The organism is Azospirillum sp. TSH100 (assembly GCF_004923295.1).
In the GTDB taxonomy this organism is placed as follows: Bacteria; Pseudomonadota; Alphaproteobacteria; order Azospirillales; family Azospirillaceae; genus Azospirillum.
Map to the genome: position 1 here is coordinate 484,041 of NZ_CP039638.1, position 22,409 is coordinate 506,449.

Genomic DNA, 22,409 nt, shown 5'->3' on the forward strand with positions numbered 1-22,409 from the left:
GGAAACGGTCAGGAACGGGTGGGGCCGATGCCTGTCACGCCGGCGCCCCCCACGATTGCGCTTTTCACGATGGTGACGGGATGCGCCGGGGCCGGCGGACGCGGGCGGATCGCCAGCCCCTTGCGCCAAAGATGCAGCGCCTCCCAATGGATGCCGGCGACCACCTTGGCGGTCATCAGCGGATGGCGGGCCCAGGCGCGCAGGATGGCGCCGTCGCTCAGCTCCACCCGTTCGGCGGTCAGCGAGGCGTGCAGCACCGGCCCCTCGGCATCGGTCTGGCGGATCGACACCGCCAGCGGCTCCCCCGGCTGCCCGCCGGGCGGCCGGATGCGGAAGTGATAGGCGGTTTCCATGTCCATGAAGGGCGAGACGTAGAAGCCCTTCTCGCAGCGCTGGCGCACCAGCCCGTCCGGCCCCGGCGCAGCCGGAATCAGGTAGGCGTGGCGCTGGCCGAAGGTGTTGGACACCTCATGGATGACGGCGGCGAGCGTCCCGTCCCGGCGGTGGCAGAACCAGACGCAGAGCGGGTTGAAGACGAAGCCCAACACCCGCGGGAAGCACAGCAGCCGCACCGGCCCGCCGCCGTCGATCCCCGCGGCGGCAAGCTGGCTTTCGGCCCAGGCTTTCAGATCCCTTATCTCCCTCTCCCCCCCGGGGGGGAGGGGGGATTCACCACCCAACGGCCCGAAATCGCGGTCGCGGAAGCCGATCAGCCCGAAGCGGTTGCGGGCGAACAGCCGCAACTCGCGGTCCAGCCGGGGAAGCTCGTCCAGATCGGCCAGCAGGCTGAACACCCGGTAGGACAGCCGGTGCCGCACCGGCTTCACCCGGTGGTGCATCACCGTGCCGACATAGAGACCGGAGGCGAAACGCGCCGTTTCCATCACGCCGTCTCCAGCTCGGCGGCGCCCGCTGCCTGGACGGGTGCCGGCGCCGGCGTCGGTCCGACATAAATGCGGCCGGACGGGTTCGCCACCGTCCAGGGCCGTGGCAGGCCGCCCAGCGCCTCCGCCACCGCAAGGCCGGCCTGCGCCCCGTCCTCGTGGAAGCCGGCGCCGAAATAGGAGCCGGCAAACCAGGTCCGCCGCTTTCCTTGCAGGCTCCACAGCCGCTTCTGCGCCGCCAGCGCCTCCATCCCGAAAATGGGGTGGTCGTAGAGCACGCTGCGCAGGATGCTGCCTTCGCGCGGCGGGCGGATCGGGTTCAGCGTGACGAACAGATCGCGTTCCCTTGGCAGGAAGCCTTGTAGCCGGTTCATCCAGTAGGTGACGCACACGGCGTCGCGTTCCCCCTGCCGGCCGCCATCGCCCTGCTCGGCCAGATAGTTCCAGCTCGACCACACCGCCCGGCGCTTCGGCATCAGGGCGGCGTCGCTGTGCAGGATGGCAAGGTTGCGCTCATAGCCGAAGGCGCCCAGCAGCCGGCGCTCCTCCTCCCCGGCATCCTCCAGCAGGGACAGCGCCTGATCGGCGTGGGTGGCGATCACCACATGGTCGTGGGCGCGCACAACGCCGCGGCGGTCGCGCAGCAGCACACGGTTCTCCTCGCGGACGATTCCCTCCACCCCGCAATTCAGCCTCAGGGCGCCGGGCATGTCGGCCAGGATGCGCCCGACATAGCTGCGGCTGCCGCCCTCCACCGTGCGCCAGACCGGGCGGCCGGTGATCCTCAGCAGGCCGTGGTTGTCGCAGAAGCGGATGAAGGCGGCGGCGGGATGGCCGCGCATCGAGTCCGCCGGGGTCGACCAGATGGCGGCGGCCATCGGCAGCAGATGGTCGCGGACGAAGGCGTCGGAATAGCCGCCGCGGTCCAGCACGTCGCCGAGCGTCAGCGTCTCCGCCGCCGGATCCGTCAACAGGCCGGGCGCCTCGCGGTAGAAGCGCAAGAGGTCGGCGATCATCCGCCAGAAGCGCGGGCGCAGCAGGTTGCGCTTCTGCGCGAACAGGGTGCCGAGCGAGCTGCCGGCATACTCCACCCGCCCGCCGTCCAGCGAGGCGGAAAAGCTCATGTCGGTCGCCCGGGTCGCGACACCCAGATGGTCGAACAACGCCACCAGATTGGGGTAGCAGGGCTCGTTGTAGACGATGAAGCCGGTGTCGACCGGGGTGGCGGCCTCCCCCTCCACATCCACCGTGTTGGCGTGGCCGCCCGGCCGGTCCTCCTTCTCGTAGAGGGTGACGCGGTGCGTCTTCGACAGCAGCCAGGCCGCCGACAGCCCGGCGATGCCGGCGCCGATCACGGCGATGTCGAGCGGAGCCGGAGAGGAAGGGGGAGACGGGGATTGCGGCATGGGGCGGCCCTTTTCGGGGTCTTGGCTGTTTCCGGGATCGGTCTGAGGGTCGGCACCCTAACCGGAATGGGTAGGCTCGGCGTGTGATCGAGATACGGAGGCGGATCGCGGTTGGATCATCGCCACGCTCGCGCTTTCCGGTCACCCGGCGGAATGCACGGGGAGACACGGACAAAAAGACGCAGGCACCAGTGATCCGAAGCGCGGGCGTCGGCGTAACTCCAGCATGATCGCCCCCTTGGCCACCCTTCTGACCCATGCCGCCGGACCGGACCGCGCCAGATCCGGAGCACCGGGCGGCGGGTTGCCGGCACGCGGCGACGATCCGGCGGCTGCGCAGCTGTCCGCCGATCTGGTCGCGGTGGCGGCGGGCGACCGGCAGGCCTTCGCCCGGCTGTTCGCCCATTTCGCCCCGCGGGTGAAGGCCTACATGCTGAAGCTCGGCATGCCGGCGCAGCGGGCGGAGGATCTGGCGCAGGACACCCTGCTGTCGGTGTGGCGCAAGGCCGCCCTCTACGACCCGGCGAAGGCGGAGGCGGCGACCTGGGTCTTCACCATCGCCCGCAACCTGCGCATCGACGCGCTGCGCCGTGAGCGCCATCCGGAGGTGTCGGACGACGAATTGCTGGAGCATGAGGACGACCGCCCGCGCGCCGACGAACTTCTGGACGGCGACCGCCGCGCCAGCCGGCTGCGCGGCGCGCTGGCCTCGCTGACGCCGGAGCAGGCGGAGGTGGTGCGGCTGTCCTTCTTCGCCGACCTTGCCCATCCGGCGATCGCCGAACGGCTGGACGTGCCGCTGGGCACAGTGAAATCGCGCCTGCGTCTGGCCATGGTCAAGATCCGCAAGGCGTTGGGAGACGACGACCGATGACCCCCCGCCAATCCACCGCCCGCCAGATCTTCCTGCCGAACCATCACCCCAGCGACGCCTTGCTGGTGGCTTACGGCGCGGGCAGCCTGGGAGAAGGGCTGTCGCTGGCCGTCGCCGTCCATCTCACCCATTGCCCCGATTGCCGCGCCGCCTTGGCGGAGGTGGAGGCGCTGGGCGGCGCCCTGCTGGAGGATTTGCCGCCGGCCCCGCTGGAGACACTGTCGCTGGCCGCCACGCTCGACCGGCTGGACCGGGAGGAGGCGCCGGCCAATCCGTGCAAGGCCCTGCCTTCCAGGCTGCGGCTGAGCAAGCCGAACCACGTCCCCACGGCCGATACGACGCCGGCCCTGCCCCGTCCGTTGCGCACCTATGTCCCGTCGCTCGACGGCCTGCCCTGGCAGCGTCTGGCCCCGGGCGTGCGGCGGGTGGAACTGCTGCCGCGCACGGCATCCGGCGGTGCCGCCCAGCTGCTGCGCATCGCGCCCGGCACCGCCCTGCCCCACCACGGCCATGGCGGGCTGGAACTGACCGTGGTGCTCAGCGGCCATTTCGCCGACGAGCTCGGCCGCTACGGCCCCGGCGATCTGGCGGAGGTCGATGGCGAGACCAGCCACCAGCCGATCGCCGACAGCCACCGCGATTGCATCTGCCTGATCGCCACCGACGCGCCGCTGCGCTTCACCGGCCTGATGGGCCGGCTGATGCAGCCCTTCATCGGGCTGTAGGGCAGGACGTATCCACCACCTCTCTGCGGTCACGCCACCGCGGCCATTGGCGTCAGGCCGCGCGTCAGCCGGTCGACCTCGCGGTCGAACGCCTCCTGCTCGGCCTCGGACAGATCGAACTTCACATGCAGCCGGTCCTGCTCGCCGAACTTGACCCGTGCGGTGAGCGGGCGGGCCAAGCCGTCGATGCGCAGGGTCACCGTTCCGCCGGTCACCGGATCGGGGAGGCCGGTCAGCATGGCGCCGCCCGCCGACAGGTTGGCGATGGTGACGGACGCCGGGCGGGATCCCGGAACCTCCAGCACGCAGCCGATCGAGACGGCGAAGCGCGGGCGCTGGCGGCGGTCGACATCGGCGGTGGCGGTGCGGACGACGCGGATCAGCACGTTGCGCAGGGCGTCGATGCCGCCGGCGACATCGTCGGCGACGGTGCGCACCTCGTCGGCCCGGTTCTGGGTTGAATCGGCCTCGGCGGAAACCCTGCCGATCCGCATCGACACCTCCTTCGCCGCATCGCTGGTCTGGGTGACCGAACGGGCGATCTCCTGGGTCGCCGCCGCCTGCTCCTCCACCGCGGCGGCAATGGAGGACGAAATGCCGGCCACCTCGTCGATGGTCTCCGACACCTCGCCGACGGCGCCGACGGCCAATGCCGTCACGGATTCGACCTCCGAGATCAGCGAGCCGATCTCCTCGGTGGAACGGGCGGTCTGGCTGGCGAGATTCTTCACCTCGTTCGCCACCACGGCGAAGCCGCGCCCGGCATCGCCGGCCCGCGCCGCCTCGATGGTGGCGTTCAGGGCAAGCAGGTTGGTCTGGCTGGCGATGTCGCCGATCAGCCGGGCGACGGCGCCGATGCGCTCGACCGAGGCCGACAGCCGTTCGATGGTCGACCGGGCGAGGCCGGCCCGCTCCACCGCGCGGCCGGTGACCTGGGTGGCGGTGGACACCTGCATGCCGATGTCACCGATGGAGGCCGACAGCTCCTCGGTCGCGGCGGCGACGGTTTCGGCGTTGCTCAGCGCCTGCTGGGCGGCGGCGGCGACGTTCTGCGCATTGCCGCTGACCTGCACCGCCGATTCCGCCATGGCGCCCGCATTGCTGCTCATGCGGCTGGTGCGTTCCGCCACATGGTCGACGGCGACGCGGGTCTCGCGCTCCACCTTTTCCGCCATCGCCTCCAGCGCGTGGCGCCGTTCCTCCTCGCCGCGGCGGCGGGTTTCCTCCTGGGCGGCGCGCAGCCGGGCGTTCTCCTGCGCGCTCTTCTGGAAGACGCGGACGGTGTCGGCCATGTGGCCGATCTCGTCCCGGCGCCCGTCCAGACCGACCTCGACCTCCAGGGTGCCGCCGGCCAGCGCGACCATGGCGCGGCGCAGCCGGTCCATCGGGCGGATCACCGCCGCCTCCAGGAAGATGACGCAGGCCAACGCCATCAGCAGGATGGCCAGCCCGGCGCCGATCAGCGTCCAGCGCAGACCGTCGGACGTTTCCCGCACCACCTCGATGCCACCGGTCAGCTCCTTCAGCCGGTCGCCGCTGACGGCGACCACGCTGGCGCCCAGCGTCTCCAGGCTGTCGCCCATCGCGTCGGCGACGCTGTCGAACTCTCCCATGATCCGGTTGCCGGCCTCCGGCCCGCCGTCGACATAGGCCTGCGCCATCCGCCGGCCCATGTCGTAATAGGGACCGAAAGCCTTGCGGGCGCTGTCGATCTCGCCGACCACCTGGGGCAGGTTCAGTGCCCGCGCCAGTTCGGTGGCCTTGACGGTGTGCTCCTCGAACTTGCGGGCATAGTCGGCGGCCTTTTCCGGGCCGTCATTCATCCCGTCCAGCCCGCGGGTGGCCGAAATGTCGGTCAGCCATTGCTGGGTCTGCACCACGTCGTTGCGGATTTCCCAGACCAGCGACAGCAGGGGAATGACGCTGCCGACCACGTCGTGCGCGCCGCGCTGCACTTCGGACAGATGATCGGTCTGCCGGCCCATGTCACGCATGGTGAGGACGGAGGACAGGCAGACCGCGGCGAAGACGAACACCGCGACCGACACAACCTTCGCCCGGATCGAGATGATGTGCAGAATGCTACCGACAGCCATCATGATTAAGAACTTCAATGGTTAAGAGTCCGACCGGCCAGCGGAATCCGGCAAATTTTCTCATAGACTACACAAATAATTTCGTCACTGGAAAGGCTTAAGTGTGACCAATTGTGTGATAATAATCCGGATTTCATCTTGAGAAATTCTGTGAAACTGCTTCGGAAACAAAGGAACAGCCGGCGGAGTATTCGTTGCGTCAGGCTGTCTCCTGCTCCCGGGCGGCCTCGTCGGCCGGCTGGAACTGCGAGGACAGCACCTCCAACGTGGCTTCGGCGACACCGCTCAGCGCCCCGCAATGGGGATCGTCGGCGGCCCAGCCGCCATGGCTCTGCGCCTGCTGCTCCAGCAGCGAGGCGAGACGGCTGAGACGGACGGCACCGATGTTGGCAGCCGTTCCCTTCAGAGTGTGGGCGATGCGGACCAGCGGCAGATCGCCCCCCTCGACCGGCTGTCCGGCCGCATCGCGGATGGCGGCAACGCTGTCGTCCACCGTCCGCCGGAAGGCGGCCACGGTCCGCGTCCAGGCCTCCTCCCCGATCACCGCGCGCAGCGACTCGGCCTGCCCGCCATCCATCAGCGGCGCCGCACGCCAAAGCTCCGCCTCCGGCAGGAGAGCGGGGGACGGGACGGGCGGCAGGGCAGCCTGTTGCGGCGGCATGCCGCCCTCCTCCGTATCGCCCGCCATCCGCGCGTTGACCACCGACGCCAGCACGTCGAACAGATCGGCCGACACGATGGGCTTGGTCAGATAGGCGGTCATGCCGGCGGCGAGATATTCGGCGCGGTGACCGGGCATGACGTTGCCGGTCAGCGCCACGATGGGCAGGCGGCCCGCCTCGCCCGGCATGGTGCGGATGTGGCGGGTGGCGGTGACCCCATCCATCACCGGCATCTGCACATCCATCAGGACAAGATCGAATCCGCCCTCCTCCACCAGCCGCACCGCCTGGAGCCCGTCCTCCACCGCGGTCACGCGGTGGCCGGCGCGGCGCAGCATGGTGACGACGATGTCGCGGTTGATCTCGTTGTCCTCGGCGACCAGCACATGCAGACCCGCCGACTGCCCCGTCCGGCATTCGGCCGTCCCGGTTCCCGCCACGGGCTCGGGGCCGCAGGGCACGGCCAGCACGCCGGCAGACGGATCGGCGGCGGGTTCGCAGCGGACGGTGAACCAGAAGGTGCTGCCCTTGCCCTCGGCGCTGACCACGCCGATGCGTCCGCCCATCAGCGTCACCAGTTCCCGGCTGATCGCCAGCCCCAACCCGGTGCCACCGAAGCGGCGCGTGGTGGAACTGTCGGCCTGGGTGAAGCGGCGGAACAGGGTGGGCTGCACGTCCTCCGGAATGCCGATTCCGGTGTCGGCCACCTCGAAGCGCAGGAAGAAGCGGCCGCCGGCCGCCCCTGCCGAACCGGCCTCCGTCCCGGTTCCGTCCAGCCCGACCCGCACGGCGACGCCGCCGCGGTGGGTGAATTTCAGCGCGTTGCCGACCAGATTGACCAGAACCTGCCGGATGCGGCGCAGGTCGGCGCGCACCCGCTCGGGCACGGCGGGGTCGACCTCCCGCGTCAGGATCAGGCCGCGTCCGCAGGCGGTCGGTTCCAGCAGGTCGATGCTGTCGCCCAGCACGGCGCGCAGCTCGAAATCCACCGGCTCGACCTCCGCCTTGCCGGCTTCCAGCTTCGACAGGTCGAGGATGTCGTCGATGATCTGCAAAAGCGCGTTGCCCGACCGGTTGGCGACGTCCAGCAGCTGGCGCTGCTCCTCGTTCAGGTTCGGCCCCTCCACCAGGGCGAGTGCGCCCAGCACTCCGTTCATCGGCGTGCGGATCTCGTGGCTCATCGTCGCCAGGAACTCGCCCTTGGCGCGGTTCGCCTGATCGGCGGCCTCCTTGGCGCGGCGCAGGCTGGCCTCGATCTCGCGCTGGGCGGTGACGTCGCGCAGCGCGCCGGTGACGTAGCGGCGGTCGCCCTCGCGCCAGCCGGCCAGCGTCGCCTCCAGCGGGAACTCGCTGCCGTCCTTGCGGCGGCCGGTCAGCTCCCGCATCTCCGATCGCGGGACCGAGGCATCGCTCTCGCAATAGGTGGCCAGCAGCCCGTCATGGACGGCGCCGACGGCGCTCGGCATCAGCCGGGTCATCGGCCCGCCGACCACATCGGCCGCGCGGTAGCCGAACAGCCGTTCCGCCGCCCGGTTGAAGGCGTCGATCGTCCCGTTCTCGTCGATGGTGATGATCGGCTGGCCGACCGCCTCGAACATGGCGCGGTAGCGCGCCTCGCTGGAGGCCAGCCGGTTGGCGGCCAGCTCGCGCTCGGTGATGTCGGTGGCCGAGCCGCGATAGCCGCGGAAATTTCCCGTCTCGTCGAAGATCGGGCGGCCGCTGACGCTGAAATAGCGCAGGCCCGCCGCCGTCATCACCCGGTAGCGGAAGTTCCGGAACGGCTCCCGCCGCTCCATCATCCGACGGTGATTCTCCCACTTGGCGGCGTCCCCCGGCTCGCGCAGCGCCACGTCCTCCCGCCGGAGGCCGATGGGCAGCGTGCCGTTGACGACATGCGGAACCAGCGGCCCGGCCAGATTGGAGAAACGCAGGTCGGCGTCCATCTCCCAGAACCAGTCGGAGGCGGTCTCCGCCTGATCGCGGAAGCGCTCCTCGCTCCGGGCCAGCTCTCGGGCCAGGGCGGCGAGCCGCGCCGTCTGCCGCGTCGCCAGCAGCGCCAGCCCGATCAACCCGGCGCTGCACGCGGTGGCCGCCAGCAGATAGACCCGCTGGCGCTTGCGGGTGTCGGCCAGGAACGAGCCCTCGTCGAAGGCCGCGGTGACGATCAGCGGATAGGAGGTCAGGGTGCGGAAGGATTGCAGGCGCGGGATGCCGTCGATGACGCTGGCGGAGCGCACGAAGCCGGTGGGCTGGCGGCGGGCCAGCAGCAGGGTCGGCGACTCGCTGACGTCCCGGCCGACGATGCGGTCGTTCATCAGCGAGCGGGCGCGCAGGATGCCGTCGGTGCCGATGATCGACACCACGCCGTTGGGGCCGACGTCCAGATCCTCCAGCGAGCGGCTGAAATAGAAGGGGTCCATCGAGGCGACCAGCACCCCGGCGAAACTGCCGTCGCTGTTGTTGACGCGCCGCGTCAGCTGGATCGACCATTTGCCGGATGCCCGGCCGAACACCGGCTTTCCGATGAAAAGTCCGGCGGACGGGTTGTTGACATGGACGCGGAAATGCTCGCGGTCGGCCAGATGGATGCGGACCGGCGTGTCCTCTACGCTGGTGTGGATCAAATCGCCATGCGAGTCGATCACCGCCAGCTGGACCAGGATGCCCGACCGCTCGACCGCCTGCCGCAGCATTTGGGAGATGCCCGCAGTCCAGATGTCGCCATGCTCGTGGTAGTCGTCGATCAGGAACAGCAGGATCTGATCGGCCTCGGCGATCGTCCGGGTCGCCTGTTCGGCGACGACACGGGCAAGATTGCCGCTGTCACGCTCGGCCCGCGCCATCGCCTCGGCATCGTCGTAATGGGCCAGCGTCAGGGCAGCCGCCCACAATCCCGCGGCGATCACCAGGGTCGCCGTCCAGACGGCGATGACGAAACCATGCAGGTGAAGGCGCCCGCCCATCAGCGCCGCTCTCCGGTCATCGCGTCTCCGCTTCCCTGGCCACTTCCCTGGCCGCCGGCGACAAGCGCCGCCACCCCGCGCGCCAGCCGCGGCAGATCGACGGGCAGCGGCAGCAGAAGGTCGGCCGCTCCCTCCCCGGGCTCAAGCGGGGCGGCCGCCGCTCCCGGAGACCCCGCGCCCGCCGCGGCATAGAGCACGCAAGGCAGGTCCGGCCTCAGCGCCTTCAGACGGCCGGCCAGCGCCAGACCGGCGGGAAGCGCGCTCAACCCCGGACCGACGACCACCACGTCGAAGAATCCCGGTTCGTCGGTGACGACGTCCAGTGCATCGCGAAGGTCGTCACAGACCGACACCTCGAACCCCTGCCGCTCCAGCCCGGTCTGGAAGCGGTCGCCCGAGGTCGGGTCGGCGTCGACGACCAGAACCTTGCAGGCCGGCGCGAGGCTGGGCTTCACCGGAGCCGGCGCCGGTTGCGCCAGCACGGGCGGCCGGGAGGAGCGGAGCGGAACGGGCGCGGCGGGAATATACAGCCGCACCACCGTGCCTTCGGCGGGGTGGGTCAGCAGGCTCAACCCACCGTCATGGAGCCGCGCGGTCAGCAGGGCCGCCGGCCAATGGGCGCCGTCCCCACGGCCGGACTGGCCCCGGCGGTAGCAGGCGCGGGCGAACAGCAGGGGATCGACCAGCATGGACAGCACGTCATCGGCCGGCGGCGGGCCGTCGACGCGCAGCTCGAACAGGGTGTGCGGCCCCGGGTGCGGCATCAGGAGCGGGCGGACGGCCCAACCGGCGGCGGCATCGTCCTGCTCCGCCAGACCGGAGACGCACGCATCGGAGGGATCGGCCGCGGCCCGCAGGCAAAGCCGGGCATCGCCGGCCCGGCCGGTGGCGGCGAGGATCTCCGCCGCCAGCCCCGCCAGCGTCCGCGCCAGCAGATCGGCGTTGCAGAGTGGATCGGGCGTGCCGGTGTCGTGGCGGACGGCGAGGCTGCCCGGCGGCGCCGGAACGGCGCGCAGCAGCATCGCCGCCTCGTCCAGAATGCCGGCGGCGCGTTCGGGCTTCATCGGGGCCGCCTCCATCCGCGCGGCCGTCACCAGCCGGCGCAGGCCGGGCCGGGCACGGTCGACGGCGGTGACGATGCGGTTGGCATAGTCCGCCTGGGGCGAACCGGCCGGAAGATCGCTGGCGAGGAAATCGGCGTAGCCGGAGACCGCGCCGAGCGCGTTGTTCACATCGTGGACGATGGCGCTGGCAAGCTCGGCACGGGCATCCATCGCCGCCAGCTGCTGGCCGCGCAGCCGCTCGGCCGCCTGCCTGTCCTTGTCGCGCAGCGCCTCTTCCAGCGCGGCGATGCGGACGGCGGCCCCGGCAGCCCACTCCGCGGCCGGCGGCGTCGCCGGCATGGACGGCAGGACGGGCTGCGGCAAGGGCGGCGACAGGAGCGAGGATGGGGACAAGGACGGGGACGGCAGGGCGGAACCGGGCGGCGCCTGATCCCGGGGAGCCGCGCGGCGTCCGGCGCTTCGGGCCGATAGAAGCGCCAGCCCGGCCGCCGCGCCGCTGGCGGCGGCCGTCAGGGGAAGCGCCCAGGGTGCGGCTTCGCGCAGCGAGGCGAGTGCCGACAGCAGAAACAGCGCCGCTCCACCCACTGCGGCAAGGACAGGGGCGGCAAAGGCGGACGCAGCGAAAACGGGTGCGGCGCGGCCTGTTCGCGGACCGGACAGGGAATGGTCGGATGGGCTCATCGGCGACTCGGAATGCGGCCCCATTGCTGTCACGCCCGTCTCTGCCGCGCTGGATAAAGGCGTATGACCGAAGAGCGCCACCATAACAGAAGGGCTGGCGTCGTGCTGCTGGGACCAGCCCTATGCGGTAATCCGACCGGAAACATGCACAGTCGCCGGCTTGCTTCCGGTTCTCTTCCCTTCGCCGGGCTTCCCTGTCCGACCCGCCCTATCCATTTCCCTGTCAGGGTGACGCTTCGTCCAGGCTTCGCGATAACAGGCCGGCCTGCTGGGCCCGGCGCACGGCGTCGGTGCGGTTGCGGGCGCCCAGCTTGCGCAGGATGCGGCGGGTGTGCAGCTTGACCGTCACCTCCTGAAGGGTGAGGTGCCGGCCGATCTCCTTGTTGGTGGCGCCGGTGGCGAGCATCGACAGCACCTGCTGTTCCCGGTCGGTCAGGGGCGAGGACGGCGCCCCCTCCCCCTCCAGCGACGGCGCATCGGCCTCTTCCGCCTCGTCGTCGTCGAGCGACAGGTCGCTCATGTGCAGCAGGTCGAGCGCCACGCATTTCGGCACGAAGCTGCCGCCTTCGGCCACCAGACGCAGGGCCTGGGCCAGGATGCGGCGCGGCGTGGTCTTCGGAAGGAAGGCTTCGGCGCCGCAGCGCAGAACCTCCAGGGCGGTGAGCGCATCCTCCGCCCCCGTCACGACGGCGACCGGCCCCAGGACACCGGCCTGGCGAAGAACGCTGATCGGATTGCCGCCCTCCGCGCCGGGCATCCGCCAGTCGAGCACGATCAGGTCATAGCGGAAGACGGCGCCGTCCATGCCGTCCACCGACGCCGGGACGGACGGCAATTCAAGCAGCGAGCCGATGCAGCCGATCTCGGCATCCGGCCAGGCTTGGCGGATCGACAGCTCCAACGCGTCCCGGAACAGGGGATGGTCGTCCGCCACCAAGATCTTCATCAACCAGCCTCCGCCACCCTCGGCAACCGCTCATCCCATAGTATCAACATTCCCTATTGTGTCGGACGAAATCTTAAGTTTTCGTGGCCTCGCCATATTTCACGTCAGTCATATTTGCCTGACGAATCATATTTCCCCGGCCGCGGGATAATATCCCCGCTATCCCATTTCCCGCCCCTGCTATCCCAGACGCCGCGGGTACACACGGCGATGGCCGGATATGCTGAACCATTGCGATTTCTTTCCGGCGCGACCCGCCGGTCGGGCGGCGGACCACGGAAGCGGCACCCATGGAAATGACCCTCTACGAGATGCGGGCCCGGCCCGCCTCCTCTCCCACGACCGAAGCCGCGCCGTCCGTCCTGCTGGTCGACGACGATCCCGACTTCCGCGGGATGGTGCGCATCGCCTTCCAACGCGCCGGCTACACCGTCCACGAGGCGGAGAACGGCAATGCGGCCTTGGACATCCTGACCGCCCATCAGGTGGATTTGGTGGTGACCGACATCATCATGCCGGAGGCCGACGGCTACGAGATCATCCTGCGGCTGAAGGCACAACAGTCGCGCCCGCCGTTGATCGCGGTGACCGGCGGCAGCCTGCGCCTGCGGCTGGAGCTGCCGGGTATGGCCCGCCTGCTGGGAGCGGAGGCGGCGTTCGAGAAGCCGGTCGACCTGAAGGCCCTGCTGGCGGAAGCCGACCGGCTGGTCGCCATGCGCCGGGACGCCGGACGGCAGGCGGCGGAAGGCAGGGGGGCGGCGGACGAGGGGACGGAAGCCAAAGGGGCCGATGCCAAGGGGGCCGATGCCAAGGGGGCCGATGCCAAGGGGAATGTCGCGGGATGAACATCCTGATCGTTGACGACGACCGCACGAACCTGTTCATCATGGCCGCCATCGTCCGCCGCCTGGACGATGCGGAGCCGGTGACCATGGAAAACCCGCTGGACGCCGTCGAATGGCTGCGCGGGAACGAGCCGGACCTGATCCTTCTCGACCAGATGATGCCGGAGATGGACGGCATCGATCTGCTGCGTCACATCCGCGACGATACGCATCTGGACAGCGTGCCGGTGGTGATGATCACCGCCAACACGGCGGTCGACATCCGCGTGCGGGCGCTGGACGAGGGCTGCAGCGATTTCCTGACCAAGCCGATCATCGTGCCGGAGGTGCAGGCCCGCCTGCGCAACCTGCTGGCCCTGCGCCAGAGCCGCGCCCTGCTGCGCGACCGCGCCGCCCTGCTGGCCGCCGAGGTGGAGCGGGTGACCGCCGCCCTCCAGCGCCAGGGGGAGGAGCTGGTCAGCCGCCTGTCGCGCGCCGCCGAGTACCGCGATCCCGAAACCGGCGCCCATATCGAGCGGATGGCGCTCTATTCGAGGCTGATCGCCGAAGCGGCCGGCTGCGGTGCCGCCTTCGCGCAGGAGCTGATGAAGGCGGCGCCGATGCACGACATCGGCAAGATCGGCATCCCCGACATGATCCTGCTGAAGGCGGGCCGGCTGACGCCGGAAGAGACGACGGTGATGCGCCAGCACGCCACCATCGGCCACCGCATCCTGGCGGACAGCGCCATCCCGCTTCTGCGGCTGGCGTCGGAGATCGCGCTCAGCCACCATGAGAAATTTGATGGCAATGGCTATCCCAACCGCCTGTCCGGGAGCGCCATCCCGCTGTCCGGCCGCATCGTCGCCATCGCCGACGTGTTCGACGCCCTGACCTCCACCCGCCCCTACAAGCGGTCCTGGACGCTGGAGGAGGCGCGCGCCTACATGGTCGAAAACCGTGGGCGCCACTTCGATCCGGCGCTGCTGGACGCCTTCCTGTCGCGCTGGGACGAGGTGTGCAGAATCCACCATGAGAATGCCGACGAACTGCCGGACCTGATCCCGGGGGAAGCCTGAGGGCCGAAGAGCCCTCACCACCGAGGCAAACTCAGTTGACGATGCGCCACGTCCCGTCGGACTGGAGGCAGGCGGTTCCGTAGACCGGCTGCGAGCGGCCGCCGACCATGGCGCGGCTCTGGTATTCGCGGCATTGCTGACCGCTGCGCGAATAATAGACCGGTCCGGCCGGGTCGACGCCGGCCGCAGCGGGCGGCGCGTAATATTGGACCGCCGGCGGAGGCGGCGCATAGATGACCGGCGGGGGCGCGTAATACTGCACCACCGGCGGAGGCGGCGCGTAATAGTAGCGGTAGGGGTGGTAATAGCCATAGGCCGGGAAAACCGGTCCGACGCCGATGCCGACCGACACCGAGGCGCGCGCCTGCGCCGCACCCGGAACCGACATCACGGCACCTGCGGCCGCAACCGCCAGCATCGCAGCACCCAGGGCGATCGCCCTCCGCACCGTCTTCATCCTCTGTCTCCCCATCGCGGCGACGGAACCGTCCCATCGAACGCTTGGCCCGCCGGCCGCCTGGCCGATGCCGGCATCATACACCGGCTCCGCGGCGCATCACAGAGGCTGCGCGCGGGAGCCGTATGCGGGACCGTCAGATGTCGAGCGGCAGATTGTCGGGGTCGAAGCCCAGCTGCTCGACGATGGCGCGGGCGAGCGGGATGCTGGTCTCGAAGCGCCACTCGGCCATGCCGGGGCGGTATTCCGACACGTTGGGGCGGCCATTGGCGAAGCGGCGTGGATGCAGCTCGTACCAATAGATGTCGCTCAGCGACACGCCCTGTTCCTTCGCATAGGCCTCGGCGATGCGGGGCCAGTCATTCACGGCCGGCTGGGGCGACCCGGCCGCTTTGGCGATGTCGGTCTGTTCCAGGAAAGCGACGATGCGCTTCCCCTCGCGCTCGAAATCGGCGACCCGGATGGTGACGGGCTGCTTTCCTTCACGCTGATAGGTCCACTCGCGGTTCTTTTCGACCAAGGCCTTGTCCACGGCAAATGCTCCGGTTCACTCCTGCAAAGGCTAACCGACAGGCCCGCCTTAATCCAACTGTTCCGTTGCCTTCCCGGAACGGGCACGAGCCCTTGGGCCCTGCGCCGCCCGGAACGGCGGATCAAAGGTTACCAAAGCACGCCGCTTTTTCTTTGTACACGGGAATTGTGACGCCCGGCCGTCGCCGGGCGTCCTTCTTTCCTTTCGGCCAGCTCCCTGCGGTCAATAATCCTTTCAATATCCCAGGGTCATGCCATCGGGGTTGCGCGGGTCGGAATAGCCGTACAGCCCGTCCTCGCGCAGCTGGATGGTCTGGGTGCGGCCCATCGTCGGCTTCACCGCCACCTTGTGGCCCATCCCCTCCAGCAGGCGGACGGTGTCGGGGCTCAGGCCCTTTTCCACCCGCAGCTCGTCGGGGGTCCACTGGTGATGGACGCGCGGCAGGGCGGCGGCTTCGGCCGGGTTCATGCCGAAGTCGATGTGGTCGATCACCGTTTCCATGGTGGTGGTGATGATGCGGCTGCCGCCGGGGCTGCCGGTGACCAGCCAGGGCTTGCCGTCCTTCAGCACGATGGTCGGCGACATCGAGCTGAGTGGCCGCTTGAAGGGCTGGACGGCGTTGGCGTCGCCGCCGACCAGACCGAAGGCGTTGGGAACGCCCGGCTTGGCCGAGAAATCGTCCATCTCGTTGTTCAGCAGGATGCCGGTGCCCTCGGCGACGATGCCGCTGCCGAAATTGAGGTTCAGCGTATAGGTGGTGCTGACGACGTTGCCCTGGTTGTCGGCCACCGAGAAATGGGTGGTCTGGTCGCTTTCATAGGGCGCCGGCTTGCCGGGCTTGATGCTGCCGGCCGGTGTCGCCTTCTCCGGATCGATCCTGGCCGCCAGCTCGTCGGCGTATTTGCGCGAGGTCAGCCCCTTCACCGGCACCTTGGTGAAGTCGGGATCGCCCAGATATTCGGAGCGGTCGGCGTAGGCCAGCTTCATCGCCTCCGCCATCAGGTGGATCGACTTGGCGCTGTCGGGGCCGTAATCCTTCAGCGGCCAGCGCTCCAGGATGTTCAGCATCTGGATGATGTGGGTGCCGCCGGAGCTGGGCGGCGGCATCGACTTGACCGTATAGCCGCGGTAGCTGCCGCTGACCGGCTCGCGCTCAACCACCTTGTAGGCCTTGAGATCCTCCTTGGTGATGTAGCCGCCATGCTTGGCCATCTCCGCCGCGATCTTCTCGGCGATGGCGCCTTCATAGAAGGCCTTCGGTCCCTGCTGGGCGATCATCTCCAGCGAGTTGGCGAGGTCGGGGTTGGCCAGCGTCTCGCCGGCGGTCAGCGGCCGGCCGTCCTTGAAGAAGATGGATTTCGTGGCGTCCCACGCCGCCAGGTGGTCGCGTTCGACCTCCAGCAGCCCGGCCAGCTGCGGAGTGACAGCATAGCCCTCGCGCGCCAGCCTGATCGCCGGGGCCAGCACGTCGGCCAGCGTCATCGTGCCGTATCCTTCCAGCGCATGGGCCAGCCCGGCGACGGTGCCGGGGATGCCGACAGCCAGATGGGTGTAGAGCGAGCGGTCGGGAACGACCTTGCCCTCCTGGTCCAGATACATGTCGCGGAAGGCCTTGGCCGGCGCCATCTCGCGGAAGTCGATGGCGACGTCCTTGCCGCTCCTGGCGTCATGGACGACCATGAAACCGCCGCCGCCGATGTTGCCGGCATTCGGAAGCACCACCGCCAGGGCGAAGCCGACGGCGACCGCCGCATCGACCGCGTTGCCGCCACGCTTCAGGATCTCGACGCCGATCTCGGTCGCCAGCCGGTGTTCGGAGGCGACCATCCCGTTCTGGCCGCGGACGGGATAGAAGACATTGTAGCCGATGTCGTAGCGGACCGGAGCCGATGCCGGCGCCAGGGCCGGAGCAGCAGCCTTCTGGGCGAGCACCGGCACCGGCAGCACCAAGGCGGAGCCGACGCAGAGCGCCGCCATTGCCGCAATGGCGGAACGGGATCGGAAAGCGGCAAACCACATGCGGTGGATCTCCTGAGCGGGACGACAACCCGGAGGGCTGCGGGCCGGAGCCGGCAGACCGGGTTGCGCAGGATGGCACACCCGCATGGCCCGGTCTTCCCTTCGTGGCTGGTCCGCCCAACAATTCACCATCAGGGTTAACGGCGCGGCGGCGTTTCGTGAATGGATGGGAGCCGCCGCCCGGCGGATCAGTGGGTCTCCGCCATCCGCGCATGGTCCATGTCACGCGACTCGCCATAGAAACCGCCATGGCCCAGCCGGTCCTGCTGGCCACCGGACAGCCGTTCCTTGAGCGGGCAATGGCCGCTCATGCCGCGGGCGACCAGGGCGGCGCCGACCAGCCCCATGATGGCGCCGGGAATGCTTGCGCCTTTGCGCAGCCCGCCCGCCGCGACAGCGAGGCCGAGACCGGTCGAGACGATGCGCTCGCCCATGCCCAGGTTGGTGTGGCCTTCAAACACGCTGTCATAGGCATTGCGGATGGTGGATTGGGCGTTCATGGCTGCTCCGGAGGCTGAAGGGATTGAGGATGGCCCTTCCAACGCCGTGATGCCCGTCCGGGTTCCCTTGGTCAGCCCTCCGGAAGGTGGTCACCCCTCCACCGCCGCCATGTCGCGGATGAAGCGGACCAGCCGCGACGGTTCGACCGGCTTGGACAGCACGGTCAGCGCCACCTCCTGCGCCGCGGCGGTGGAGGTCAGATCCTCGGCATAGCCGGTGACCATCAGGATCGGCGTGCCGTCCCGACGGGCGCGCAGGGTGCGGGCCATGTCCAGCCCGGTCATCCCCGGCATCATATGGTCGGTGACGATCACGTCCGGCCGGAAGCCGCCGTCGAGCAGCGACAGCGCCGCCGCCGCGTCGGCCGCCTCGCGAACCGCGAAGCCCGCCTCTGCCAGATAGCCGGCGGTGGCGCCGCGCACCAGCTCCTCGTCATCCACCAGCAGGACGGCGCAGCCGGTTCCCATTGCGACCGCATTCGGCGAATTTCCCGTCCCCGGCGATGGGGCGGGCGGCGCGGCGGGCGCCTCCGCCGGCTGACGGGCACGCGGCAGATAGAGCGTCACGGTGGTGCCCAGCCCCGGCCGGCTGTCCAGTTCCACCGCGCCGCCCGACTGGGTCGCCAGCCCATGCACCATGCTGAGGCCCAGCCCGGTGCCGCGTCCGACCTCCTTGGTGGTGAAGAAGGGCTCGAAGGCGCGGGCCGCCACATCGGCCGGCATGCCGGTGCCGGTGTCACGCACCCGCAGCACCACATAGTCGCCGGCGTCCAGCCCCTCCACCTGCACCGGCAGCCGACCGGTGCCGGCCGCCTGATTGCCTTCCATTTGATTGCGCGCCATCTGATTGCCGACGGTGCGGTTGCTTGCCAGGATCCACAGCGTGCCGCCGCCGGGCATGGCGTCGCGGGCGTTCAGCGCCAGGTTCAGCACCGCCATTTCCAGCTGGGTGGGGTCGATCATCGCCGGCCACAGGCCGGGCGCCACCTCGGCCTCGATCCGTACCGACTGGCCAAGCGTGCGGCCGAGCAGCCGGCTGGTCCGTTCCACCAGCGCCGCGACGTCGACCGGAACGGGACGAAGCTGCTGCCGGCGCGAGAAGGCCAGCAGATGCTGGGTCAGGGTGGCCCCACGCTCCACCGCCTGCAAGGCCAGCCGCGCCGGGCCGGAGATGCGTTCGTCGTCGGTGCGGCTGTCGATGACGTGCAGGTTGATGCCGATCGCCTGGAGCAGATTGTTGAAATCATGGGCGACACCGCCGGTCAGCTGGCCGATCGCCTCCATCTTCTGGCTCTGGCGCAGGGCCTGCTCGGCCTGCTCCCGCCCCTCCACCGCGCGGCGGGCGGCGTCCATCGCCCGGGTCGCCGCCTCGTAGGCGCTGAACTGGCGGGCCAGCGCCCACAGCGACAGCAGCAGCGCCGCGATGCCGATGGTGCTGGCGGCGCCGATGGTCCAGGCCTGGATGCGCCATTCCTTCAGCACCGCGTCGAGCTTGCGGGTGACGTTGACGACCAGCGGATAGTCGGCCAGCGCCTGCGTCGCGACCAGACGGGCGCCGTCGCTCAACCCGCCGGCGGAGAGATAGACGCCCGCCCTTGTGTGCTCCAGCACCTTCAGGAACTGGCGCCCGCCCAGCGGCCGGCCGATGTCCGGCAGCGCCGGATGGCGGGCCAGCAGGATGCCGTCGCGCCGCCAGAGGCTGATGCTGCCGTCGCCATCGGGCTGCAACGCCTTGTAAATCCGCTCGAAATAGCTGAGTTCGATGGCGCCCAGCACCAGCCCGACGAATCTGCCGTCCCGCCCGCTGACCCGGCGGGCGAGATAGACGGTCCAGCTGCCGTTGCCGCGGTTCTGCACCGGCTCGCTGATGTAGGGGTCGGTGGTGTCGTGGTCGCGCAGATAGGCGAAATAATCCCGGTCGGAGACGTTGACCGCCGGTATCGGGTAATAGCGCGAGAAGTTGATCAGATGCCCGTCCGCCGCGATCATCGTCACCGCGTCCAGCTGCGGCAGGCCGGTGATGCGCGCCCGCAGCATCTGGTGGGTGTCGCGTCCGCCCAGCCGGCGGACATACTCCTCCGGCGTGTCGATGCCGTCCGACTTCAGCTGCTCGATGATGGTGGTCAGCACCAGATCGACGCTCTGCGTCGCGCTGGCGGTCTGTTCGGCGAGCGACAGGTTCAGGGTGGACAGCTCGCGCTCCGCCCCCTCCAGCTCGCGGTCGCGCATGCTGTCGATGTAATGGATCGTCGCCGCCAGCAGCACGCCGACCGACAGCCCGCCGATCAGAAGCAGGACGCGCAGAGGCCGGCTGGCGCGCAGATGGGCCAGCCAATGCCGGATCGGCGGAGTCGGCATCCCGCCGTCCGGCTGCGCGGTCCTGTCGGAAGAGAGCAAGGCCTGCCTATGGTTTAGTGACGCACTGATCGGCCGGAATGATCCGGACGGCATAGCGCCTCGTCAAGCTCATCGAGGTCAATAGGACCTTGACCAATGCCGGTGCCGTCAGGCCCGCGCGCGGGCCGGAGCCGGCAGTTTCAGCACCGACAGGGCCAGCCCGGCGAAGACCAGGAGCCCGCCGGCCAGCTTCGCCGCGGTGAAGGTCTCGCCCAGCAGCAACGCACTGGAACTCATCCCGAAGATGGGGACGAGCAGCGAGAAGGGGGCGACGAGGCTCGCCGGATAATGCCGCATCAGGAAGCCCCAGGCGGCGAAGCCGAACAGCGTCGCCGCCGCCGCGATGTAGACCAGCGAGCCGCCCCCGACGAAGGTCAGGGTGGTGAAGGCGTGGACGATGCGGTCCGGCCCTTCCAGCGCCAGCGACATCGCCAGCAGCGGCAAGGGCGGGATCAGGCTGACCCAGACCATCAGGCTGAACAGGTCGGGCGCCTTGGCCTGCTTCATCACGATGTTCGACACGCCCCAGGCCGCCGCCGCCGCGAGCGTCAGGCCGAGGCCGAGCAGCGAATCGCCGGCCGGCATCTCCAGCGCGATCAGCCCGACGCCGGCGAAGGCCACCGCCATGCCGCCGACCTGCCGCGGCCCCGGCCGGTCGCCCAGCATGAAGGCGGCGAAGATGGCGGTGAAGAAGGCCTGCGCCTGCAACACCAGCGAAGCCAGCCCGGCCGGCATGCCGACATCGATGCCGAGGAACAGCAGCGGGAACTTGACCACGCCCAGCATCACGCCGATGCCGACCACATAGCGCCAGGGCACCGGCGGCCCCTTGCCCCAGCCCAGCACCACCACCGGCAGCGCCGCCAGCGCGAAGCGCAGGCAGGAGAAGAGCAGCGGCGGGAAATCGCGCAATCCGACCTTGATCGCGACGAAGTTGAAGCCCCAGACCGCGGCGACCGCCACGGCGAGCAGAATGTGGGAAGCGCGCATGATCGGAAGGCTAACGGCTGGCCGATGGAAGGGTCAATCCATCGACCCTGCGCCGGCCGCAGGGCAGCCGCGCGACGACCGGCACGGCCTATGGCAACAGGGCCGGATCCCAATGTTCGACCGCCTTGCCGTCCCGGATCCGCCACATGTCGAACCAGGTGGTGCTGTAGCCGCCGGCCGGATGCTTGGGATCCGTGACCTGACGGGGATAGGCGACGACGACCAGATCGCCCTCGGCCGTCACGCTGACGATCGGCGTCTTCAGCTTGGCGGGGATCGGCTGCGGCTTCACCTGACGCACCTTGGTGAAATACTCCACCACGGCGGCCCGGCCACTGGCGGCGTTGGGATTGTGCTGGATGTAGTCCTCGCTGAGATAGCGGTCGGCCATCTCCCAATGCCCCGCCTCCAGCAGATCGCGGATGATGCCGTAAACCACCTGCTTGTTGGCGTTCAGGGCCGGGTCGGGGCTGGTGAACAGCGCCTCGGCATCGCCGACGGGCACGACCGCCTCCTGCGCCGCCGCCGGTCGGGCCGCCAGCGGCTGGGTCAGCACGGCGGCCAAAGCCACCGCAGCGACGAAAGCTCTCTTCATCGTCCTGTTCCTCCCTTCGATAGACGCGTGGCCGCGCATCCGCCGGTCACGACTCCGCGTGCAGGATCCGGCATTCGTCCGATGCGTTGATCGCCCAGGACGATCCCGACAGCAGCATCGTGCCGATCTCCCCCAGGCCGCTGCTGCGGAAGCTGACGCGGTGGGCGCGGGCCAGCGGCTCCATCTCCTCCAGATACCCCTTGGTCGGCACCGCGACATAGAGGCTGCCGTTGGGCAGCCCGCGGGCGCTCAGGGACAGGCGCGAGCCCAGGTCGGAGGTGACGGTCAGGTCATAGCGTTCGCCGGGCTTCACCGTCGCCCCGCTGTCCGACGGGGTGAAGCCGGACAGGATGAAACCGGATTCGGCGGCGGCGGTGCGGAAGGTCAGGCGCGGCGCGGCGTTCTGCCCGACCGCGATTCCGCGTTCGGCGACGCAGAAGCTCTTGTCGCCCGGGGGCGTGTGGATGGTGACGGTCCAACCCTTGCCGGAGCTGAAGGGCCTGACCGGCCCATCCGGCAGAGCGGCCGCGGATGGGGCTGCGGCCGGCGGCGGCGGCACGGTCTCGCAGGCGGACAGCGCCAGCGCCAAGCATGCCAGAAGGGCCAAAGGCGTCGCCGCCCGGACGTCACGGCGGCCCCGCAGGGCCGGCCGCAGTCGGACGACGGGTGCAAGGTGCGGCCGATCCATCGCGGCGTCCTCCCCATCCCTGAACGT

At 69.7% G+C, this 22,409-nt stretch carries 18 protein-coding genes; 4 read left to right on the top strand and 14 right to left on the bottom strand.

Annotated features, from left to right (window positions below):
- Positions 1 to 8: 8 nt before the first annotated feature.
- Both E6C72_RS27635 and E6C72_RS27640 read right to left on the bottom strand, forming a co-directional pair.
- A complete protein-coding gene (locus E6C72_RS27635; RefSeq protein WP_109085924.1) occupies positions 9 to 884 on the bottom strand; it encodes a DUF1365 domain-containing protein in 876 nt (291 codons plus the stop codon).
- A complete protein-coding gene (locus E6C72_RS27640; protein WP_109085923.1) occupies positions 884 to 2,290 on the bottom strand; it encodes an NAD(P)/FAD-dependent oxidoreductase in 1,407 nt (468 codons plus the stop codon). The genes E6C72_RS27635 and E6C72_RS27640 overlap by 1 nt, the downstream gene beginning before the upstream one ends.
- Positions 2,291 to 2,516: 226 nt before the next feature.
- On the opposite strand from E6C72_RS27640, the gene E6C72_RS27645 reads away from it, so the two are divergent.
- Together E6C72_RS27645 and E6C72_RS27650 are read left to right on the top strand one after the other, a co-directional pair.
- Positions 2,517 to 3,164, top strand: coding sequence for a sigma-70 family RNA polymerase sigma factor (locus tag E6C72_RS27645; protein WP_109085922.1), 648 nt, complete (start codon positions 2,517 to 2,519; stop codon positions 3,162 to 3,164).
- Positions 3,161 to 3,889, top strand: a complete 729-nt coding sequence (locus tag E6C72_RS27650; RefSeq protein WP_109085921.1) for a ChrR family anti-sigma-E factor — start codon at positions 3,161 to 3,163, stop codon at positions 3,887 to 3,889. Before E6C72_RS27645 ends, E6C72_RS27650 begins: the two co-directional genes overlap by 4 nt.
- 29 nt (positions 3,890 to 3,918) lie before the next feature.
- Here the strand turns inward: E6C72_RS27650 and E6C72_RS27655 are convergent, their stop codons facing one another.
- The 4 genes from E6C72_RS27655 to E6C72_RS27670 form a co-directional block, all read right to left on the bottom strand.
- Positions 3,919 to 5,988, bottom strand: coding sequence for a methyl-accepting chemotaxis protein (locus tag E6C72_RS27655; RefSeq protein ID WP_247875715.1), 2,070 nt, complete (start codon positions 5,986 to 5,988; stop codon positions 3,919 to 3,921).
- 196 nt (positions 5,989 to 6,184) lie between these two features.
- Positions 6,185 to 9,610 (bottom strand): PAS domain S-box protein, encoded by a 3,426-nt coding sequence (locus E6C72_RS27660; protein WP_109085920.1) that lies wholly within the window; start codon positions 9,608 to 9,610, stop codon positions 6,185 to 6,187.
- Positions 9,610 to 11,355 (bottom strand): histidine kinase dimerization/phospho-acceptor domain-containing protein, encoded by a 1,746-nt coding sequence (locus E6C72_RS27665; RefSeq protein WP_109086034.1) that lies wholly within the window; start codon positions 11,353 to 11,355, stop codon positions 9,610 to 9,612. The genes E6C72_RS27660 and E6C72_RS27665 overlap by 1 nt, the downstream gene beginning before the upstream one ends.
- A 223-nt stretch (positions 11,356 to 11,578) precedes the next feature.
- On the bottom strand, positions 11,579 to 12,301 hold the full coding sequence (locus E6C72_RS27670) for a response regulator transcription factor (RefSeq protein WP_109085919.1): 723 nt from the start codon (positions 12,299 to 12,301) through the stop codon (positions 11,579 to 11,581).
- Between the two features lie 290 nt (positions 12,302 to 12,591).
- On the opposite strand from E6C72_RS27670, the gene E6C72_RS27675 reads away from it, so the two are divergent.
- Together E6C72_RS27675 and E6C72_RS27680 are read left to right on the top strand one after the other, a co-directional pair.
- Positions 12,592 to 13,146 (top strand): response regulator, encoded by a 555-nt coding sequence (locus tag E6C72_RS27675; protein ID WP_109085918.1) that lies wholly within the window; start codon positions 12,592 to 12,594, stop codon positions 13,144 to 13,146.
- Positions 13,143 to 14,204 carry an HD domain-containing phosphohydrolase gene (locus tag E6C72_RS27680; RefSeq protein ID WP_109085917.1) on the top strand — a complete coding sequence of 354 codons (1,062 nt, stop codon included), beginning with the start codon at positions 13,143 to 13,145 and terminating at the stop codon, positions 14,202 to 14,204. Before E6C72_RS27675 ends, E6C72_RS27680 begins: the two co-directional genes overlap by 4 nt.
- Before the next feature lie 31 nt (positions 14,205 to 14,235).
- On the opposite strand, the gene E6C72_RS27685 is transcribed toward E6C72_RS27680, so the two are convergent.
- From E6C72_RS27685 to E6C72_RS27720, 8 genes are all read right to left on the bottom strand, one after another.
- Positions 14,236 to 14,661, bottom strand: coding sequence for a hypothetical protein (locus E6C72_RS27685; protein ID WP_109085916.1), 426 nt, complete (start codon positions 14,659 to 14,661; stop codon positions 14,236 to 14,238).
- A gap of 136 nt (positions 14,662 to 14,797) precedes the next feature.
- Positions 14,798 to 15,193, bottom strand: coding sequence for a hypothetical protein (locus E6C72_RS27690; RefSeq protein WP_109085915.1), 396 nt, complete (start codon positions 15,191 to 15,193; stop codon positions 14,798 to 14,800).
- Between the two features lie 234 nt (positions 15,194 to 15,427).
- Entirely contained in the window at positions 15,428 to 17,212 is a 1,785-nt protein-coding gene (gene ggt, locus E6C72_RS27695) for a gamma-glutamyltransferase (protein WP_109085914.1), read from the bottom strand.
- Between the two features lie 188 nt (positions 17,213 to 17,400).
- Entirely contained in the window at positions 17,401 to 17,712 is a 312-nt protein-coding gene (locus E6C72_RS27700; protein WP_109085913.1) for a DUF2892 domain-containing protein, read from the bottom strand.
- A gap of 90 nt (positions 17,713 to 17,802) precedes the next feature.
- Positions 17,803 to 20,070, bottom strand: a complete 2,268-nt coding sequence (locus E6C72_RS27705; RefSeq protein WP_158280164.1) for a hybrid sensor histidine kinase/response regulator — start codon at positions 20,068 to 20,070, stop codon at positions 17,803 to 17,805.
- Between the two features lie 147 nt (positions 20,071 to 20,217).
- Positions 20,218 to 21,099, bottom strand: coding sequence for an EamA family transporter (locus tag E6C72_RS27710; protein ID WP_109085911.1), 882 nt, complete (start codon positions 21,097 to 21,099; stop codon positions 20,218 to 20,220).
- Between the two features lie 88 nt (positions 21,100 to 21,187).
- A complete protein-coding gene (locus tag E6C72_RS27715; protein WP_109085910.1) occupies positions 21,188 to 21,694 on the bottom strand; it encodes a nuclear transport factor 2 family protein in 507 nt (168 codons plus the stop codon).
- A 46-nt stretch (positions 21,695 to 21,740) separates the two neighbouring features.
- Complete coding sequence (locus E6C72_RS27720) at positions 21,741 to 22,382, bottom strand: hypothetical protein (protein ID WP_109085909.1); 642 nt, start codon at positions 22,380 to 22,382, stop codon at positions 21,741 to 21,743.
- Positions 22,383 to 22,409: the final 27 nt, after the last annotated feature.

Coding starts and splice junctions, on each gene's coding strand:
- E6C72_RS27635 (WP_109085924.1), bottom strand. CDS start 884: ATGGAAACGGCGCGTTTCGCCTCCGGTCTCTATGTCGGCACGGTGATG.
- E6C72_RS27640 (WP_109085923.1), bottom strand. CDS start 2,290: ATGCCGCAATCCCCGTCTCCCCCTTCCTCTCCGGCTCCGCTCGACATC.
- E6C72_RS27645 (WP_109085922.1), top strand. CDS start 2,517: ATGATCGCCCCCTTGGCCACCCTTCTGACCCATGCCGCCGGACCGGAC.
- E6C72_RS27650 (WP_109085921.1), top strand. CDS start 3,161: ATGACCCCCCGCCAATCCACCGCCCGCCAGATCTTCCTGCCGAACCAT.
- E6C72_RS27655 (WP_247875715.1), bottom strand. CDS start 5,988: ATGATGGCTGTCGGTAGCATTCTGCACATCATCTCGATCCGGGCGAAG.
- E6C72_RS27660 (WP_109085920.1), bottom strand. CDS start 9,610: ATGGGCGGGCGCCTTCACCTGCATGGTTTCGTCATCGCCGTCTGGACG.
- E6C72_RS27665 (WP_109086034.1), bottom strand. CDS start 11,355: ATGAGCCCATCCGACCATTCCCTGTCCGGTCCGCGAACAGGCCGCGCC.
- E6C72_RS27670 (WP_109085919.1), bottom strand. CDS start 12,301: ATGAAGATCTTGGTGGCGGACGACCATCCCCTGTTCCGGGACGCGTTG.
- E6C72_RS27675 (WP_109085918.1), top strand. CDS start 12,592: ATGGAAATGACCCTCTACGAGATGCGGGCCCGGCCCGCCTCCTCTCCC.
- E6C72_RS27680 (WP_109085917.1), top strand. CDS start 13,143: ATGAACATCCTGATCGTTGACGACGACCGCACGAACCTGTTCATCATG.
- E6C72_RS27685 (WP_109085916.1), bottom strand. CDS start 14,661: ATGAAGACGGTGCGGAGGGCGATCGCCCTGGGTGCTGCGATGCTGGCG.
- ggt (WP_109085914.1), bottom strand. CDS start 17,212: ATGTGGTTTGCCGCTTTCCGATCCCGTTCCGCCATTGCGGCAATGGCG.
- E6C72_RS27700 (WP_109085913.1), bottom strand. CDS start 17,712: ATGAACGCCCAATCCACCATCCGCAATGCCTATGACAGCGTGTTTGAA.
- E6C72_RS27705 (WP_158280164.1), bottom strand. CDS start 20,070: ATGCCGACTCCGCCGATCCGGCATTGGCTGGCCCATCTGCGCGCCAGC.
- E6C72_RS27710 (WP_109085911.1), bottom strand. CDS start 21,099: ATGCGCGCTTCCCACATTCTGCTCGCCGTGGCGGTCGCCGCGGTCTGG.
- E6C72_RS27715 (WP_109085910.1), bottom strand. CDS start 21,694: ATGAAGAGAGCTTTCGTCGCTGCGGTGGCTTTGGCCGCCGTGCTGACC.
- E6C72_RS27720 (WP_109085909.1), bottom strand. CDS start 22,382: ATGGATCGGCCGCACCTTGCACCCGTCGTCCGACTGCGGCCGGCCCTG.